This window comes from Streptomyces wedmorensis (genome assembly GCF_000716445.1).
Taxonomy (GTDB): domain Bacteria; phylum Actinomycetota; class Actinomycetes; order Streptomycetales; family Streptomycetaceae; genus Streptomyces; species Streptomyces wedmorensis.
Genome location: NZ_JNWK01000078.1, coordinates 14,871 through 30,110, shown reverse-complemented (window position 1 = coordinate 30,110; position 15,240 = coordinate 14,871). Strand labels below are relative to the sequence as shown.

Sequence of the window (15,240 nt, the reverse complement as noted above, 5' to 3'; positions counted from 1 at the left end):
GAGCCTTTTGAACCACACCCGACACCCCTGGGCGGGTCAACCATACGAAGGGCCGACCGCATCCCGCAGAACAACGTAGGGAGCCTTTTCCAACCTCAGGTTGAGGCATGGTGAAGGGCGACGATGGCCTTCACGATGTCGGTGATCCGGTTGGTGCTGCAGCGGAGTTTCCGCAGGAGGCGCCAGCCCTTCAGGGTGGCCATGGCTTGCTCACCAAGGCAGCGGATCCTGGCGTGGGTGCTGTTGTGACGTCGCTTCCACCGCTTGAGCCGTCGGCCTCGGAACGGGACTCGGACCAGGCGGCCGGCGCCTTGGTATGCCTTGTCCGCCCAGCACTTCACGTCCTCGTCGGCGAGTGCGTCGATGATGCCGTGAGCCCGTGCGGCGGTCAGGTCGTGGGTCGAACCCGGTAGTGCGGGCGAGGCCCACAGCAGGCATCCGAACGGGTCGGTGAGAACCTGGACGTTCATGCCGTGGCGTTTGCGCTTCCCCGAGTGGCACGGGGTGTCGGCGGCGATCCGGTCGATCGGCAGCAGGGTACCGTCCAGGATCACGAACGCCTTCGTCCACACGGTCTTCATCGCTTCGGCCGGGGTCGGGGCGAGGGCGGCCAGGACGCCGACGGCCTCGCGTATGCAGCGGTAGGCCGTCGCGACACCGATACGGAACCCGGCCGCGAGCTGGGCGCAGGTGTCACCGCATCTCAAGTGCGCCAGAGCGAGCAGGGCCTGCCGGCCTACTGGCAACCGTCGCCATCGCGTTCCGATCTCGCGCTGCCGGGCACGGAGCTGCCCCGTCAGATGGCGCAGGGTGTGGCTGGACAGATCGATCGAATGGGGTCTCCCCTGCTCGAGCGAAGCCGAGAGCCTGGGGAAGGGTAGACAAGCACGCGAAGCTCCTGGCGGACACGGGTGATCTTGGTCGAGAACCCGTCCACCGGGAGCTTCTTCGCGTTGTACAGCAGCCCCCTCGATGGCACCGCCATCAGATTGGAAAGGGCTCAGTAGCTCGCTGGAGAGAATCTGGGGAGTACGAGCGGCTCTGGGGAGCGTCTGGGGAGAATCGGCTAGACAAAGCAAGACGGCCCTGAAAGACACCGAAAGGCCCATCTGTCCAGTTCAGAGACGATGCTGACCCCATCACCGCAGGTCAAGGCGCCTCAGTAGGCAACTTCATGACGTACGTGCCGAGGTCGTCGGCCTCGACGATCCCGGGGAGCGAGCCGCCCTCACGCAAAGGCGTGACATAGCGGGTCGCTGTCACTTCGGTAAGCATCCGCCCAGGTTATCGAGTCGTACGACTCCGCTGTCCGGGGCGCGGCCGCCCGCCAGGTGCCGGTGGAGCGGCAGGAGCGGCCGTCCGGCGGACGCGCCCCGCGTTAGGGTGTGGGGTGCTTCCGCGAACCCTCCTCACCGGCCCTTCCCTGACCGACGCCGCACTGCTCGCCCACGAGGAGCAGGGGCAGGAGTGGCCGCTCCTGGTCTGGGCGCCGGGTCCTGGCGTGCGGATGGTGTCGAGCGCCGTACTCGGCGGGGGCGTCGGCGAGCGGGCGTGGGTCCTGAACGCCCAGGTGCCGCCCGGCTACGGCCGGCTCGATCCGGTGGCCCACCTCCGCGAACTGGCCTCGGGGGCCGGGCTCGAAGGCCGCGGCGTCGGGCTCATGACGGCGGCCTCGGTCGCGGACCGGCGGCACGCGGTGGACGGCGACGCGCAGGCCGTGGTGACCGCCGGGATAGGGGTACGCGGCTGGGCCGCGGCGCCGGGGGCCGGAGACGTGGCGACCCCGCGACGCCCGGGCACCATCAACATCATCGTGTCGCTGCCCGTACCGCTCACGGACGCCGCCCTCGTGAACGCCGTCGCCACGGCCACCGAGGCGAAGACCCAGGCCCTCGTCGAGCTCGGGGCGGACGCCTCCGGCACGCCCACGGACGCCGTCTGCGTGGCCGCCCCCACGCCGACCGGTGCCGAAGCCGAGGCGTTCGCCGGACCGCGCTCGCTCTGGGGCGCCCGGCTCGCCCGCGCCGTACACCGCGCGACCCGCTCCGCCTGCGCGGACCTGCTCGCGGCCGAGGGCCCCCGGTCCTGGTGACGCGGCGGGAGGCGACCGCCCCGGGTGATCCGGGGCCCGGCCGCCCCGCCGGAATCCGGGTGCGTCCGGGACCGGCCCCCGGCACGATGTCCGGATGGACCACGCCCTCGACGTCCCCGACCTGACCGCCGACGGCGGATTCACGCTGCGGCCCTGGCGACTGACGGATCTCCCGCTCGTGCGCGAGGCGTCGGAGGACGCGTACATCCCGCTGATCACGACGGTTCCCGCGCCGTACTCCGAGGCCGAGGGGGTCGCGTTCGTCGAGCGGCAGTGGGGCCGGGCGTCGACGGGAACGGGCTACCCGTTCGTCATCGTGGCCCCCGGGGGCCGGCCCGTCGGCAACGCGGGGCTGTGGCTGCGGCCGGAGCCCGACCGCGCGTCGGTGGGCTACTGGGTCGTCGAGTCCGCGCGGGGGCGGGGAGCCGCCCTCGCCGCGGTGCGGGCCGTGGCGGACTGGGCCCTGCGGGACCTGGCCCTCACACGGCTGGAGCTGCACGTCGAACCGTGGAACACGGCGTCCGTACGGACCGCCGAACGCGCGGGCTTCCGTCGCGAACGGCTCGTACGGGACGGCGTGCGGACCGCGGCCGGCTACCGCGACGTGTTCCTCTACGCGCGCCCGGAGGACGGAACCCGCGGCACGCCGAGGACCGGCCCGTGACCCCGTACTCCCCGGTGCCCGCCCCGGACCCCCTGGGTCTCGGCGGGGCGGGCCTCAGCCGTGGGAGAGCAGCGCGGCGGTGAGTTCGGCCGCGCGGCGGTGCCAGAGGCCCGCGCCCCGGAGCATGGAGTGGCCGCCGGTCGGCATCGGGATGCCCGCCGCGTCGGCGCCCGCCGCCCGCGCCCTGCGGACGAAGTCCCAGGATTCGCGGGCGGAGGTGACGCGGTCGGCCTCGTCGTGGAGGAGGTAGAGCCGGCGGCCGCCGAGGTGATCCACGGGCTCGCCGGCCGGGCACCAGGGCGCGAGGGCCACGACACCGCGGACGGCCGGGTCGCCGGCGGTCCGGAGCGCGGCGCGGCCGCCCATGGAGTGCCCGACGAGGACGACCGGCACCGGGCCCGCCTCCTCGCGCAGGCGCGCGAGGGCGGCCTCGGCGTCCCGGGCGGCGTCGGCGCGGTCGCCGTTCCAGCCGCGTCGCCCGTACCGCACCTCGGCGACCAGGACGCCCCGGCCCCGGACGGCGCGCGTGATGGCGGCGGCGAAGGGACGCATGCGGAGCGCGGGCAGGTTGAGCGCGGGCGGCGGCTCAGGGCCGTCGGCGCGTCCGCCGTGCAGCAGCAGGACGGCCGCCGAGGGCGCCGAGGGCGCGCTGCGGACGACGAGGCGGCCCGACTCGGCCCGGCGGGTCCGGCACCTGGTCATCGCGGCTCCGTCCCGTGCGCCCGCCGCTTCGACGGCCGGGGGTGGTACCCGCTGGTGCGGGCCGTGCGGGCCGCGTCACCGGGCCGCTGCGCCATGGGGCCTCCATCAGTAGCTTCGCCGCTCCCCGCCCTGGGCGGGTCCCCCTCACCCGCGGGGAATCGAGCCTGAGGGCCGCAGTCTGTCAGGTCGTACGGCCCGTCAGATACGGGGCCCCGGTCGCATCGTTCGTGCGTCGCGTCTCCTCGGGTGCCGTGCCCCGACGTCAGTCCCGGCCCCGCGCGTGCCGGAAGCGGGCGAGGCCGTCGGCGAGGTCGACGATCGGGTCGGGGTATTCGTAGGAGGCGCGGTCCAGGCCCTTCAGCCGCCACGGCTCGTGGATCGAGGCGCCGGGCAGTTCGGCGAGTTCCGGCACCCAGCGCCGGACGTAGGCGCCGTGGGGGTCGTACCGCTTGCCCTGGAGCACGGGGTTGAGGACCCGGTGGGGGCGGGTGTCGGTGCCCGTACCGGCCACCCACTGCCAGTTGAGCTGGTTGTTGGCGACGTCGCCGTCCACGAGCAGGCCCAGGAAGTGCCGGGCTCCCTCCCGCCAGTCGATGTAGAGCGTCTTGGCGAGGAAGGACGCGGTGAGCAGCCGGCCCCGGTTGTGCATCCAGCCCTCGTGGGCGAGTTGGCGGAGGGCGGCGTCGACGACCGGGTAGCCGGTCCGGCCCTCCCGCCATGCCCGCAGGTCCGCTTCCGCCTCCGCGCCCCGGCGCCAGTGGTCGAGCCGTGGCCGGTAGTCCTCGACGGCCGTCTCGGGGCGGGCGGCGAGGACCTGCTGGTGGAAGTCCCGCCAGCACAGCTGCCGTACGAAGGCATCGGCGCCCGGTCCGCCGCGGGCCCGCGCCCGGTGGACCGCCTCGGTCGCCGAGACGGCGCCGAAGTGGAGGAACGGTGAGAGTCGCGAGGTCGCGTCGCCCGCGAGGTCGTCGTGGCGGGTCTCGTAGGCGTCGGCGTGCCGGGACAGCCACGCCCCGAGCCTCCGGCGCCCCTCCGTCTCCCCTCCCGTGGCGAGCGCTTCGGACACGTCCGCCACCGAGGCGCGTCCGGGCAGCTTCTCGGAGCGCAGACCGCTGGGGACGCGTACGGCCCGCGGGGCGGCGAGGGGCGCCCGGAGCGGCTCGGCCGACCAGCGCCTGAGGTACGGGGTGAAGACGGCGTAGTGGTCCGAGCCCTGCGGGGTGACGTCGCCGGGCGGTACGACGGTGGTCACGGCGTCGTGCACGTACAGGCGGCAGCCGGCGGACTCCAGTTCCTTCCGCAGCCGCCGTTCCCTTTCCCGGGCGAACGCCGAGTGCCCGGCCGCCATGTGGACCTCGTCCGCCTCCGCCCGCCGCACCACGGCGCACACCTCGTCCACGGTGTCGCCCTCGCGCACGAAGAGCCGGCCTCCTCGTTCCTCGAGCCCGGCGGCGAGGTCGGTCAGGCAGTCCGCGAGGAACGCGAGTCTGTTGGGCACCGCGAACCCCGCCCGGTCGATCGCGGGGTCCCGGACGAACAGCGGCACGACCTCGTCCGCCGCGTCCACCGCGGCGCGCAGGGGCGGATGGTCGTGCAGCCGCAGGTCGGAGGTGAACAGGACGACGGAGACGGTCATGGCGCCACTCCTGGCGATCGGTCACCGGGCGGTGGCCGCTGGGGCCACGCGCAGCCGGCGGGTTGATGTGCTGACGTGCTGAGGGGCCGGGTGTACGGGGGAGGAGGCCGTGAACGCGCCACGGCTACGCCCGGGGCGTGGTGGCGGGGCGGTTCGCGGCGGCCTTCTCCGCGGTCCGCGCGATGTTCCTCGCCATGCCGCCGAAGACGACCGCGTGGAAGGGCGCGACGCTCCACCAGTACAGCTGCCCCGCGAGGCCCCGGGGGTGGAAGAGGGCCCGTTGGCGGTAGCGGGTGCGGCCCGTGCCGTCGCGTTCGACGCGCATCTCCAGCCAGGCGAGGCCGGGAAGCCGCATCTCGGCGCGCAGGCGGAGCAGGCTGCCGCGCTCGATCTCCTCGACCCGCCAGAAGTCGAGGGCGTCGCCGACCCGGAGCCGCTGGGCGTCGCGCCGGCCGCGGCGGAGTCCCACTCCGCCGACGAGCCGGTCGGACCAGCCGCGTACGGCCCAGGCGAGGGGGAAGGAGTACCAGCCGTTCTCCCCGCCGATCCCCTCGATGACCTGCCAGAGCTCCTGGGGGCCCGCCTCGACGGTCCGTTCGCGGTCGTCGCTGTAGAGGCTGCCGCCCGCCCAGTCGGGGTCGGTGGGCAGCGGGTCGCTGGGGGCGCCCGGCAGCGAGGCGGAGGACCAGCGGGTGGCGACGCCGGCCTCCCTGACCCGCTGGAGGGCGAGGGCGAGCGCCTGGTCGAAGGGCACGGGGGTGCCGGGTGGGTCGGGGACGTGCTCGGCGATGTCGTGTTCGGCGCAGACCACCTCGTACCGGAGGGACTCGGCGAGCGGGCGGGCCAGTGCGGCGGGCACCGGGGTGACGAGTCCGATCCACTGGCTGGAGAGGCGCGGGGTGAGCATGGGGACGGAGACGATGAGCCGCCGGGGAAGTCCGGCGACGTCCGCGTACCGGATCATCATCTCGCGGTACGTGAGGACGTCCGGGCCGCCGATGTCGAAGGTCCGGTTGACGTCCGGGGGCATGGCGGCGCTGCCGACCAGGTAGCGCAGCACGTCCCGTACGGCGATGGGCTGGACCCGGGTGCCGACCCAGCTGGGCGTCACCATCACGGGGAGCCGCTCGGTGAGGTAGCGGAGCATCTCGAAGGAGGCGGAGCCGGAGCCGATGACGACGGCGGCCCGCAGCACGGTCGTGGGGACGCCGGAGTCCAGCAGGATCCGGCCGACCTCGGCCCGTGAGCGCAGGTGCGGCGAGAGCTCCTGTTCGGGGACCCCGGCCGGCGTGAGGCCGCCGAGGTAGACGATGCGGCGGACCCCGGCGGCGCGGGCCTCCCGCGCGAACGTCCGGGCCGCGATCCTGTCGGTCTCCTCGAAGCCGTGCCCGGATCCCATGGAGTGCACCAGGTAGTAGGCGACCTCGACGTCGCGGAACGCGGGCCGCAGGCTGTCCGCGTCGGTGACGTCCCCCCGGACCACGTCGACCTGGTCGGCCCAGGGGTGGTCGCGGAGGTGGGAAGGGGTGCGTGCGAGGCAGCGGACGCGGTGTCCGGCGCCGAGCAGCTCGGGAACGAGCCGCCCGCCGATGTAGCCGCCGGCGCCGGTCACGAGGCACAGCGCCGGGCCGGCGGGCGGCTCGGACGACGGATCGTGCGCCGCGTGCTCTCCCGGGGCGGGCGCCGGTCGGGGGGGAGGCGCGGGGTCCGGTTCCGATGCGGGGCCGGATGACCCTGCCGTGGGATGCGTCGCCATGGGGTGTGCTCCGTTCCGTCCCGAGTGCCGGCCGCTGCCCCCGCGGGCGGCGGGTGACACGGCGATTCTTCTCCGGTCGCGGGCCGGACGGATGCAGGCGGGCGACGTCTATAGGCTGGACGTGTGGCCAGCGAAGAAGACCGAGACGCGAACGGCGCCCCCGGTGGCGTGACGGGTGACCTGCAGAGCTTCGCCGTCGCGCTGCGCCGGACGCAGGGCGAGATCAACCGCCTCGTGCACGGTTTCGCCCAAGCGCAGGGGCTGCACCCGACGGACGTGCAGGCGCTGGCCGTCGTCCTGGACAGCCCCGAGCCGCTGACGCCGGGGCGGCTGCGGGAGCATCTGGGCCTGACGTCGGGCGCGGTGACGGCCTGCCTCGACCGGCTGGAGAGGGCCGGGCACATCCGCAGGTCGCGGGAGAGCGCGGACCGCCGTGTGGTGCACGTGCGGTACGAGGACGGGGCGAAGGCCGCCGCCCGGCGCTACTTCCTGCCGCTGGCGGAGGCCGCGGAGCGGGCGCGGGAGCGGTTCGACGCGGACGAGCTCGTCGTGGCCCTGCGCTTCCTGAACACCCTGAACGAGGAACTCGGCGCGCTGCGCGTTCCGCGCCGCTGAATCGGGTGCGTCCGAACGGGCGCGGACACCCGGAGGAGCTGCCGAGAGCTCTCGTGCCCGACGGGTGTCGACGGGTGCGGAAGAGGCCCGGCGTCCCCGGAGGAACCGTCGCGGATCCGTCATGGTACACATATATCTCAATCATTGAGATAGTTAATGGTCGAGACATAGTTCGGAGTCCCCATGCCCCGCGCCCCGCGCCGGACCCGCCTTCTCCTGCCCCTGGCGCTCCTCGCCGTCTGGCTCGTCGTGGGCGGCGGGCTCGGCCCGTTCGCCGGCCGGCTCGGTGAGGTCTCCACCAACGACCAGGCCGCCTTCCTGCCCCGCAGCGCCGAGTCCACCCGGGTCGTCGAGGAGCAGAAGGCGTTCCGCGGCTCGGCGACCGTGCCGGCGATCGTGGTGTGGACCGCCCGCGACGGCGGGCGACTGGACCCCGGGGCGACGGTCCCGGCGACGCGGGCCGTCGCCGCCCTGACCGGCCGCCCCGGCGTCGCCGGGCCCCCCTCCCCCGCGCTGGCCTCGGAGGACGGCCGGGCACTGCGGGCCGTCGTCCCGCTCCGGCCCGGGCTCGGCGACGAGCTGCCGGCCGCGCTCGACGCGATCCGCGCGGCGGCGGCGTCCGTGCCGGGGACGACGGTGTGGCTGGCGGGGCCCGCCGCCACGCAGGCCGACCTGTCCGGCGCGTTCTCCGGCATCGACGGACTCCTGCTCGGCGTCGCGCTGGTCGCGGTGCTGCTCATCCTGCTGGTCGTGTACCGCAGCGTCCTGCTGCCCCTGATGATCATCCTGGGTGCGGTCTTCGCCCTGGGTCTGGCCTGCGCGGTCGTCTACGTGCTCGCCGACGCCGGCCTGGTCCGGGTCGACGGCCAGGTACAGGGCATCCTGTCCATCCTGGTGATCGGTGCCGCGACGGATTACGCGCTGCTCCTGGCCGCCCGCTACCGCGAGGAGCTCTCCGCCCCAGGCGCGGACCGCTTCGCCGCGATGGGCAAGGCACTGCGCCGCTCCTTCGAGCCCGTCGTCGCGAGTGCCGCCACGGTGGCCCTGGCCCTGATCGCCCTCCTCGCGAGCGACCTGGCCAACAACCGGGCGCTCGGCCCCGTCGGCGCAATCGGCATCGTCTGCGCGGTGCTGAGCACGCTGACCTTCCTGCCCGCTGCCCTGGTCCTCACGGGCCGCGCCGCGTACTGGCCGGCCCGCCCGAAGCCCGCCGGGACCGACGCCCCCGGCGCCGGGGGCGCCGCCGCCGGCGCGGCCCCCGCGAGGGGCGGCCAGGCCGTCTGGCACCGCGTCGCCGCCCTCGTCGACCGGGCGCCGCGCAAGGTGTGGGTGGTGTCCGTCGCCGCCCTGCTGGCGTGCGCCGCCTACGCGCCCGCCCTCGACTCCCGGGGAGTGCCCCTCGACGAGATCTTCGTGAACGACGCGCCGTCGGTCGCCGCGCAGGAGACCCTCGGCCGCCACTTCCCCGGCGGCGCGGGCAACCCCGCGGTGATCATCGCCGACGCCCCGGCGGCCGCCCGCGTGGTCGCCGCCGCCGAGGGGGTGTCCGGCGTCGACTCGGCGTTCGCGGTGGACGCCGCGGGCCGCCCGGCGCCCGGGGCGCCGCTCGTGGTCGACGGCCGGGTGCGGATCGACGCCACCCTGACCGGCGCGGCCGACAGCGACGCGGCGCGGGAGACGCTCGTCCGCCTCCGTACCGCCGTGCACGCCGTCCCGGACGCGGACGCCCTGGTCGGCGGCTCCACGGCCCAGGCGTACGACACCCAGCGCACCGCAGCGCGGGACCGTGCGCTCATCGTGCCGGTGGTCCTGGCGATCATCCTGGTGATCCTGATGGCGCTCCTGCGTTCCGTGGTTCTGCCGCTGCTCCTCGTCGCCACGGTGGCGCTCAACTTCGCGGCCACCCTGGGCGTCTCGGCGCTCGTCTTCGAGCACGTCCTCGGCTTCGGCGGCACGGACTCGTCGGTCCCGCTGTACGGCTTCGTCTTCCTCGTCGCGCTGGGTGTGGACTACAACATCTTCCTGATGTCCCGGGTCCGGGAGGAGTCGCTGCGCCACGGGGTGCGCGAGGGCGTCCGGATCGGCCTGACCGCGACCGGCGGCGTGATCACCTCCGCCGGTGTGGTGCTCGCCGCGACGTTCGCCGCGCTCGGCGTGATCCCGCTGGCCTTCCTCGTGCAGATCGCGTTCATCGTCGCCTTCGGCGTCCTGCTCGACACCCTGGTGGTCCGCTCGCTCGTGGTCCCCGCACTGGTGCGCGACCTCGGCCCCCGGGCGTGGTGGCCGGGCGCGCTCAGCCGCCGCGCCTGACCGTCCGGCCGCCGCGCCCGGGCCGGGTGCCGGGCGCGCGCGGCCTCACGGCGTGCCCGGCGTGCCCGTCGGCGCGGCGGGGGCGGGGCAGGCCACGGTGCCCGGCCGCACGGCGAGCTTCAGCCTGGGGGTGGTGAGGAGTCCCGGGATCTGGAAGTCCTGGGCGGTGCCGACGATCGAGTCGAACTTGGCGTAGCGGGCCTGGATGCCGAAGCGGTTCTGCGGGCTGTTCAGGGGGTTGACGACGTACGCGCCGGTGGCGTCCTTGACGGTCTTCACGTCGGCGCCGTTGACGTTGAGGTCGACGATGCCGTCCATGTCGAGGACGCCGGTCGCGGCCCGCAGGTCGAGGACGGTGTTCTTCGTCCTGATCTCCCAGGATCCGGGGTTGTCGTCACCGAGGGTCAGCATCAGCGTGTACGTGGCTCCCCCGATCTGCTGGCGCCGGCTGAGGCAGAGGCCGTTGAGCATGCCGTCGGCGAAGCCCATGCGGAGCACCCGGACGGTCGCGGTGGAGCCGTCGGGCCGCACCACTGTCTGGTCGACGACCGCGGCGCCGTACTGCGTCCCGTACAGGCTGCTGGTGGTGAAGTCGACGGGCCGGTCCTGGATCTGGAGGCCGACGGCCAGCGCTCCGGTGGCCAGGGCGGAGCCGATGCCCGCGGCGGCGGCGAGCGCGGGCACGGCGACGGCGAGGGACCGGCGCCAGTGGGTACGCCCCTCGACGAGGCGGTGGTCGGGGGTCATGGGGTGGTCACCGTGATGGTTCCGGGGAGGTGGACGGGGTTGTCGGTGGAGTTGAGCGCGGCGTGGTCGTCGACCGTGCGGATCGCGTAGATGTCGCCGACGAAGTCCTCGGCCCCCGCGGTGAGGGGGATGAACGAGCCGAAGAAGTCGAGCAGGCCCTGGACCCCGCAGATCTTGACGAGGACCCGGACGCAGACGTTGGTGATGTTGCCCCACATGGTGGTCGTCTCTGGGTTCCCCGCGCTGTCGTATCCGCCGAGGGAACCCTCCTGTGGCACGTCGATGGTGACGGTGTGACCGGCCGCCCGCTGGGTGACGTTCATGTGCGAGCGGATCTTCAGCTTGGTGAACGTGTACTGGGTCGTCGTCCGCGTCGTGCCGTCGGAGAGCCGGATCGTGACGCCCTTGTCCACGGTCATGGAGACGGCGACCATGCTGGAGATCGTGACGTGCAGCGGGTCGGGCGAGGGCAGGAAGGGCGCTCCCAGCGGCACGACGGCAGCGGCGGCCGGCGCGGAGGCGTTGCTCGGCTGTCCCGACCAGACGGCGGTGACGACCGCGAGCAGCAGGGCGGCCGGCACCGCGAGCGCCTTGTGCCGTGCCCGGCGCGTCACCCCTCCACCGCCTCGCGGGCCCGGCGCGGGCGCTTGGCGCCCCAGCCCACCATCATCGAACCGCCGAGAATCCCGAGGACCATGCCGAGGAGGAATCCGCCGAGGTTGGACACGACCAGCGAGACCACCGCGAGCACGGCGCCGATCAGGCCGAAGGTGTACCGCTGGGCCGGCAGCGCGATCGGCACGAGCCCGCACAGGATCATTCCGCCGCCGACGAGGTAGCCGGCCACTCCCCCGAAGCCCGTGCTGACGATCAACTGCAGCGAGCTGAGGGAGAACTTGAGGACGGTCCAGCCGCCCGCGACCAGCCACACTCCGCCCCAGAACGGCCGGGTGCGGCGGAACGCGCGGAACCAGCGGTACGCGGTCTTCGCCCGGCTCAGCATGCCGTGGCCGTTCCCGCGACGACCCTGATCTTCAGGTCGGGCAGGACGAGCGCCCCCGCCATCTCGGCGTCGTACGCGGTGGCGTTCAGGCCGTGCAGCCTGATGGAGCTGCCGCCCTCGCCGCCCGCCGAGCCGAGCCCGAAGCCGCCGGGCAGGGCGCCCGTGAGCGGTTTGCCGGCCACCGTGACCTGGTCGGCGGACTGGCCGAGCACCGCGTTCTGGAGGGTGGTGGGGCCGTACGCCTGGAGTTCGGTCGCCTGGATGTAGAGGTTCGACGCGTCGATGTCGGTGGCGAACGTCCCCGGCGGGGCGGCCGTCACCTTCTGTCCCCCCGTCAGGAGCAGCGAGTACGGCATCCCGGCGATCGTCTGGTGGACGATCCCGCACAGTCCGGCGAGCCCGGCGCTCGCGAAACCGACGCGCGCCATGGCCGTGTTGGTGGTCGAGGTGCCGTCCGGGCGCCCCACCGCCGGGGTGTTGACGATGGCGCCGAACCCGGTGCCCTCGACCCCGTTGGAGGTCAGGGTGAAGGGCTGCCCGGTGACGCTGAAGTTGGCGGCGAGCGCGCCCTGCGCGAGCGCCGTGCCGAGCGCGCCGACGGTGAGCACCGAGGGGACGAGAGCAAGCGCGCCGCGTCCCCAACGGGTGCCCCGCCGGGTGCCGTCCGCCGCCTCGGCGAGCATCCTGGCGTTCCAGTCGGCGACGGCACGGGGGCCGCTCGCGCGGACGCGGGCGAGGGACGGGCCGAGGCGGTCTGTCATGCGTCTCATACGGATCCGCTCCCAACGGACACGGGGGGTACGGGCGTTTCGGCCACCGGGCGGCGGCCGCGGCGCAACAGGCCGCCACGCTTCCCGGAGGGCTTCTCGGGCAGCCAGCCGAAGGCCATGGAACCGCCGAGGACGGAAAGGATCATGCCGACGAAGAGACCGCCGAGGTTCGACAGCGGGAAGGACGCGACCCCCGCGATCACCGCGATGGTCCCGGCGGTGTGGCGCTGTCCGGGCAGCAGCAGGATGAGCAGGGCCATCGCCATGAGCACGACCCCGCCGGCCATGCCGGCGATCCCTCCCACGCCGACCTGCAGGATCTTGCCCAGCGGTGCCATCGGCAGGAAGAAGACGACGAAGCCGCCGGTCCCGGTCCACAGGGCCGCCCAGAAGGGCCGGGTGCGGCGCCAGCGGCGGAACGCGAGGCGCGCCCGGTGCGGTCGGCCGAGGGCGGGCCCGGGGGACGGCTCGGCCTGCTCTGCCGGTACGTCGGTCACTCCCGGCCCGGCGGACACCGCGGGCTCGGCGGGCGCGGGCGGCCCGGCGGACAGGGCCGGCCGGGCGGGGCCGGCCGGCTCGGCGGCACCGGGTGGCGGATCGGTGGTCATGATGCCCTCACAGCGGTGGGTCGGGTGGGGAGGGCCGGAGCGCCGCGCCGTACGGGATGCGCGGAGCCCCGGCCCGTCTGGGCGGTTCGGTCGCGCGCGGGTCAGCAGCCCTTGTCGCCGTGGGCGATGCCGATCGCGAGGTCGGGCAGGGTGATGGCGCCGGAGATCGTGGCGCCGTTGGCGTCGGCGTTGAGGTTCTTGATGTCGGTGCGGCCACCGGTGGCGTCCAGGCCGAACTGGCCCGGGGTGCCGTCGTTGATGCCGGTGCCCTTGATCGCGGCACCGTCGGCGGCGGCACCGATGACGTTCGGGGTGGCGTCGCTCGCGTTGAGCGTGGCCGTGGCGGCCTTGAGCGACTGGGCGTCCAGGACGAGCTTGTTCGCCTGGAGCCCGGCACCGGCGACGAGCTGGTCGCTGGTGAGCGGGGTCGCCGCGGCGGGCGAGGAGATGTTGAGCGACCAGGTGCCGAGGCTGCCGATCACCGGGAGGTTGACGGACTGGACGGCGTGGACGCAGATGCCGTCGAGGCCCGCCTTGGCGATGCCGACCTCGGCGGCGCCCTTGGCCCCGCCGGCGTCGATGGTGTGCATGACGGCGCCGATGCCCTGGGGCGCGGCCACGGTCTTCGAGCTGAGGGTGAAGGGGACGCTCGTCAGCGAGAGGTTCGCGGCGAGCGCGCCCTGCACCATCGCCGTGGCCATCGCCGCGACGGCCGCGGTCGCCGGCAGGGCCAGGAACGTCGATCTGCGCCAGCGGGTGACGCCTCTGGTCTCGTTCTGCATGTGATCTCCAACCGTCGTGCCGCACTGGTCGAATGACACTTCGCGGCTGCCTGTTCGAGAATTGGACACTCTTGGAAAGAGTGTCAACACTTCTGACAATCCTGGGGAGAATTCCGCTGGACTAGGCTTGGCCGATGCCACGGTTCAGGGAGACGGTCCGGACACTGCTGCGCGAGCGCCTGCTGGACGCCGCGTACGAGGCGGTCGCGGACCGCGGCTTCGACAAGCTGCGCATGGCGCACCTGGCCGGCGCGGTCGGCGTCAGCCGTCAGACGCTGTACTCGGAGTTCCCCTCCAAGGAAGCGGTCGGCGAAGCGCTCTTCCAGCGCGAGCTGGAGCGCTGCCTCGTCGGCATCCAGCAGGGCCTGGACGCGCACCGGGACGACCTCCACGCGGCGGTCGAGGCGGCCGTCGGTTTCACCCTCACGCTGGCCGGCCGCAACCCGCTGATCAAGGCCATGCTGACCAGCACCGGCGAGGAAGGCCTCCTCCCCTACCTGACCACCCGCTCGGCGGCGGCGTTCGAGACGGCGACGGCGATGGCCGACGCGTACGTCACCGAGGCCTGGCCGACCGTCGACCCGGTGGCCCGCGAACTGGCCGTGGACGCCGCGGTCCGGCTGACCGCCAGTCACATCGTCCAGGCCGGCTCCTCGCCGGAGGAGTCGGCCCGCCGCATCGCGGACACGGTGCTCAGGGTCGCCCTGAGCACCGGCCACGAGAAGCTCCCCCGGTAGCGCCCGGGGGTGTCCTGCCGATCAGGCCGGCCCGATCGAGGGCCCGCCTACGGACTCGGCCCCCGGTACTCCTCCAGGACGGGCCGGTTGCCGACGTCCCGCCCCGAGGCGACGGGAAGCGCCCGCAGGCCGACCCGCCCTTCGACACGGTCGACGGCTCCCCAGCCGTACGCCCGCGAGTCGTCCGACAGGTCGGGGTTGTCGCCCAGGTAGAAGAACGCACCCTCGGGAACGGTCCGCAACCCTGGCCGCGCCGACCGGGTGCCGTCCGGCCCGCAGCAGGCGCCCGTACGGCGGGCCTGGGCCGTCCACTGGGGCGCCACCACCCGGTACACGGGGCCCCGGCCGCCCTCCTGGAGGAGGACCAGGAACGGCTCCTCCGGCGTGGAGACGACGGCGACCCGGTCGCCCGGCAGTCCGATCACCCGCTTGACGAGCAGCGCGTCCCGGCCTGTGGCCCGCAGCAGCACCACGTCGAACCTGCGGACCTCGCCCGCCGACCCCGGCGCGACGAGGATCCGGTCGCCGGGACGCAGCGTCGGCGCCATGCTGGAGCCGTCGACCCGGACCCCGAGCGCTGTCACCGCGACGCCCGCCACCAGGCACGACAGCACACCGGCCCCGAGCACGGCACCGGCCACCCGACGCGCCTTCACCGGCGGCGGAGGAGGTCCGGCGACCACAGGGCGCCGGACCGGTCGATTTCGGTCATGGCGGGACGGTAGGACGCGGCCCGGGCAGCGGCTGTGACCGTACCGCTCAGGGTTGTTGACCGCGCCCGCGGACGCCGTGCGACTCCGACCGGGACCGAGAACCGC

16 protein-coding genes and 1 pseudogene are annotated in these 15,240 nt (G+C 74.1%); 5 read left to right on the top strand and 12 right to left on the bottom strand.

Features of this window, described 5'->3' with window-relative positions; genetic code table 11:
• Positions 1-95 precede the first annotated feature (95 nt).
• Together OO54_RS37020 and OO54_RS48440 are read right to left on the bottom strand one after the other, a co-directional pair.
• On the bottom strand, positions 96-830 hold the full coding sequence (locus OO54_RS37020; RefSeq protein WP_033211375.1) for an IS5/IS1182 family transposase: 735 nt from the start codon (positions 828-830) through the stop codon (positions 96-98).
• Between the two features lie 340 nt (positions 831-1,170).
• Positions 1,171-1,275, bottom strand: a pseudogene (locus OO54_RS48440) (HipA family kinase); the annotation flags it as partial.
• A 115-nt stretch (positions 1,276-1,390) separates the two neighbouring features.
• Here OO54_RS48440 and OO54_RS37015 point away from each other — a divergent pair.
• Together OO54_RS37015 and OO54_RS37010 are read left to right on the top strand one after the other, a co-directional pair.
• Complete coding sequence (locus OO54_RS37015) at positions 1,391-2,092, top strand: adenosylcobinamide amidohydrolase (RefSeq protein ID WP_033211369.1); 702 nt, start codon at positions 1,391-1,393, stop codon at positions 2,090-2,092.
• A gap of 94 nt (positions 2,093-2,186) precedes the next feature.
• Entirely contained in the window at positions 2,187-2,756 is a 570-nt protein-coding gene (locus tag OO54_RS37010; RefSeq protein ID WP_033211368.1) for a GNAT family N-acetyltransferase, read from the top strand.
• A 54-nt stretch (positions 2,757-2,810) separates the two neighbouring features.
• Here OO54_RS37010 and OO54_RS37005 read toward each other — a convergent pair whose 3' ends face one another.
• From OO54_RS37005 to OO54_RS36995, 3 genes are all read right to left on the bottom strand, one after another.
• Complete coding sequence (locus OO54_RS37005) at positions 2,811-3,458, bottom strand: alpha/beta fold hydrolase (protein WP_063738366.1); 648 nt, start codon at positions 3,456-3,458, stop codon at positions 2,811-2,813.
• Positions 3,459-3,720: 262 nt separating this feature from the next.
• Positions 3,721-5,094 carry a cryptochrome/photolyase family protein gene (locus OO54_RS37000; protein ID WP_033211367.1) on the bottom strand — a complete coding sequence of 458 codons (1,374 nt, stop codon included), beginning with the start codon at positions 5,092-5,094 and terminating at the stop codon, positions 3,721-3,723.
• A gap of 124 nt (positions 5,095-5,218) precedes the next feature.
• On the bottom strand, positions 5,219-6,850 hold the full coding sequence (locus OO54_RS36995) for an SDR family oxidoreductase (protein ID WP_234439272.1): 1,632 nt from the start codon (positions 6,848-6,850) through the stop codon (positions 5,219-5,221).
• A gap of 123 nt (positions 6,851-6,973) precedes the next feature.
• Here OO54_RS36995 and OO54_RS36990 point away from each other — a divergent pair, with 123 nt between their 5' ends.
• Both OO54_RS36990 and OO54_RS36985 read left to right on the top strand, forming a co-directional pair.
• Positions 6,974-7,465: a MarR family winged helix-turn-helix transcriptional regulator gene (locus tag OO54_RS36990; protein WP_033211366.1), complete on the top strand. Its 492-nt coding sequence runs from the start codon at positions 6,974-6,976 to the stop codon at positions 7,463-7,465.
• A gap of 183 nt (positions 7,466-7,648) precedes the next feature.
• Positions 7,649-9,775 carry an MMPL family transporter gene (locus OO54_RS36985; protein ID WP_033211365.1) on the top strand — a complete coding sequence of 709 codons (2,127 nt, stop codon included), beginning with the start codon at positions 7,649-7,651 and terminating at the stop codon, positions 9,773-9,775.
• Between the two features lie 45 nt (positions 9,776-9,820).
• On the opposite strand, the gene OO54_RS36980 is transcribed toward OO54_RS36985, so the two are convergent.
• From OO54_RS36980 to OO54_RS36955, 6 genes are all read right to left on the bottom strand, one after another.
• Positions 9,821-10,522 carry a DUF6230 family protein gene (locus OO54_RS36980; protein WP_033211364.1) on the bottom strand — a complete coding sequence of 234 codons (702 nt, stop codon included), beginning with the start codon at positions 10,520-10,522 and terminating at the stop codon, positions 9,821-9,823.
• Positions 10,519-11,136 (bottom strand): hypothetical protein, encoded by a 618-nt coding sequence (locus OO54_RS36975; RefSeq protein WP_033211363.1) that lies wholly within the window; start codon positions 11,134-11,136, stop codon positions 10,519-10,521. Before OO54_RS36975 ends, OO54_RS36980 begins: the two co-directional genes overlap by 4 nt.
• A complete protein-coding gene (locus OO54_RS36970) occupies positions 11,133-11,525 on the bottom strand; it encodes a DUF6114 domain-containing protein (protein WP_033211362.1) in 393 nt (130 codons plus the stop codon). Before OO54_RS36970 ends, OO54_RS36975 begins: the two co-directional genes overlap by 4 nt.
• Complete coding sequence (locus OO54_RS36965; protein WP_033211361.1) at positions 11,519-12,295, bottom strand: DUF6230 family protein; 777 nt, start codon at positions 12,293-12,295, stop codon at positions 11,519-11,521. Before OO54_RS36965 ends, OO54_RS36970 begins: the two co-directional genes overlap by 7 nt.
• Positions 12,292-12,903 carry a DUF6114 domain-containing protein gene (locus OO54_RS36960; RefSeq protein WP_234439271.1) on the bottom strand — a complete coding sequence of 204 codons (612 nt, stop codon included), beginning with the start codon at positions 12,901-12,903 and terminating at the stop codon, positions 12,292-12,294. Before OO54_RS36960 ends, OO54_RS36965 begins: the two co-directional genes overlap by 4 nt.
• 101 nt (positions 12,904-13,004) lie before the next feature.
• Positions 13,005-13,685: a DUF6230 family protein gene (locus OO54_RS36955; RefSeq protein ID WP_033211360.1), complete on the bottom strand. Its 681-nt coding sequence runs from the start codon at positions 13,683-13,685 to the stop codon at positions 13,005-13,007.
• 134 nt (positions 13,686-13,819) lie between these two features.
• On the opposite strand from OO54_RS36955, the gene OO54_RS36950 reads away from it, so the two are divergent.
• The gene (locus OO54_RS36950; protein ID WP_033211359.1) at positions 13,820-14,422 is read left to right on the top strand and encodes a TetR/AcrR family transcriptional regulator; all 603 of its coding nucleotides are present in this window, start codon (positions 13,820-13,822) and stop codon (positions 14,420-14,422) included.
• Between the two features lie 47 nt (positions 14,423-14,469).
• Here the strand turns inward: OO54_RS36950 and lepB are convergent, their stop codons facing one another.
• Positions 14,470-15,063 (bottom strand): signal peptidase I, encoded by a 594-nt coding sequence (lepB, locus tag OO54_RS36945; protein WP_033211358.1) that lies wholly within the window; start codon positions 15,061-15,063, stop codon positions 14,470-14,472.
• Between the last annotated feature and the right edge of the window lie 177 nt (positions 15,064-15,240).

Bases quoted from the DNA above. Each gene is read 5' to 3' on its own strand.
- OO54_RS37000 (WP_033211367.1), bottom strand. From the start codon at position 5,094: ATGACCGTCTCCGTCGTCCTGTTCACCTCCGACCTGCGGCTGCACGAC.
- OO54_RS36965 (WP_033211361.1), bottom strand. From the start codon at position 12,295: ATGAGACGCATGACAGACCGCCTCGGCCCGTCCCTCGCCCGCGTCCGC.
- OO54_RS36950 (WP_033211359.1), top strand. From the start codon at position 13,820: ATGCCACGGTTCAGGGAGACGGTCCGGACACTGCTGCGCGAGCGCCTG.
- OO54_RS37010 (WP_033211368.1), top strand. From the start codon at position 2,187: ATGGACCACGCCCTCGACGTCCCCGACCTGACCGCCGACGGCGGATTC.
- OO54_RS36985 (WP_033211365.1), top strand. From the start codon at position 7,649: ATGCCCCGCGCCCCGCGCCGGACCCGCCTTCTCCTGCCCCTGGCGCTC.
- OO54_RS36955 (WP_033211360.1), bottom strand. From the start codon at position 13,685: ATGCAGAACGAGACCAGAGGCGTCACCCGCTGGCGCAGATCGACGTTC.
- OO54_RS36960 (WP_234439271.1), bottom strand. From the start codon at position 12,903: ATGACCACCGATCCGCCACCCGGTGCCGCCGAGCCGGCCGGCCCCGCC.
- OO54_RS36995 (WP_234439272.1), bottom strand. From the start codon at position 6,850: ATGGCGACGCATCCCACGGCAGGGTCATCCGGCCCCGCATCGGAACCG.
- OO54_RS36980 (WP_033211364.1), bottom strand. From the start codon at position 10,522: ATGACCCCCGACCACCGCCTCGTCGAGGGGCGTACCCACTGGCGCCGG.
- OO54_RS37005 (WP_063738366.1), bottom strand. From the start codon at position 3,458: ATGACCAGGTGCCGGACCCGCCGGGCCGAGTCGGGCCGCCTCGTCGTC.
- OO54_RS36970 (WP_033211362.1), bottom strand. From the start codon at position 11,525: ATGCTGAGCCGGGCGAAGACCGCGTACCGCTGGTTCCGCGCGTTCCGC.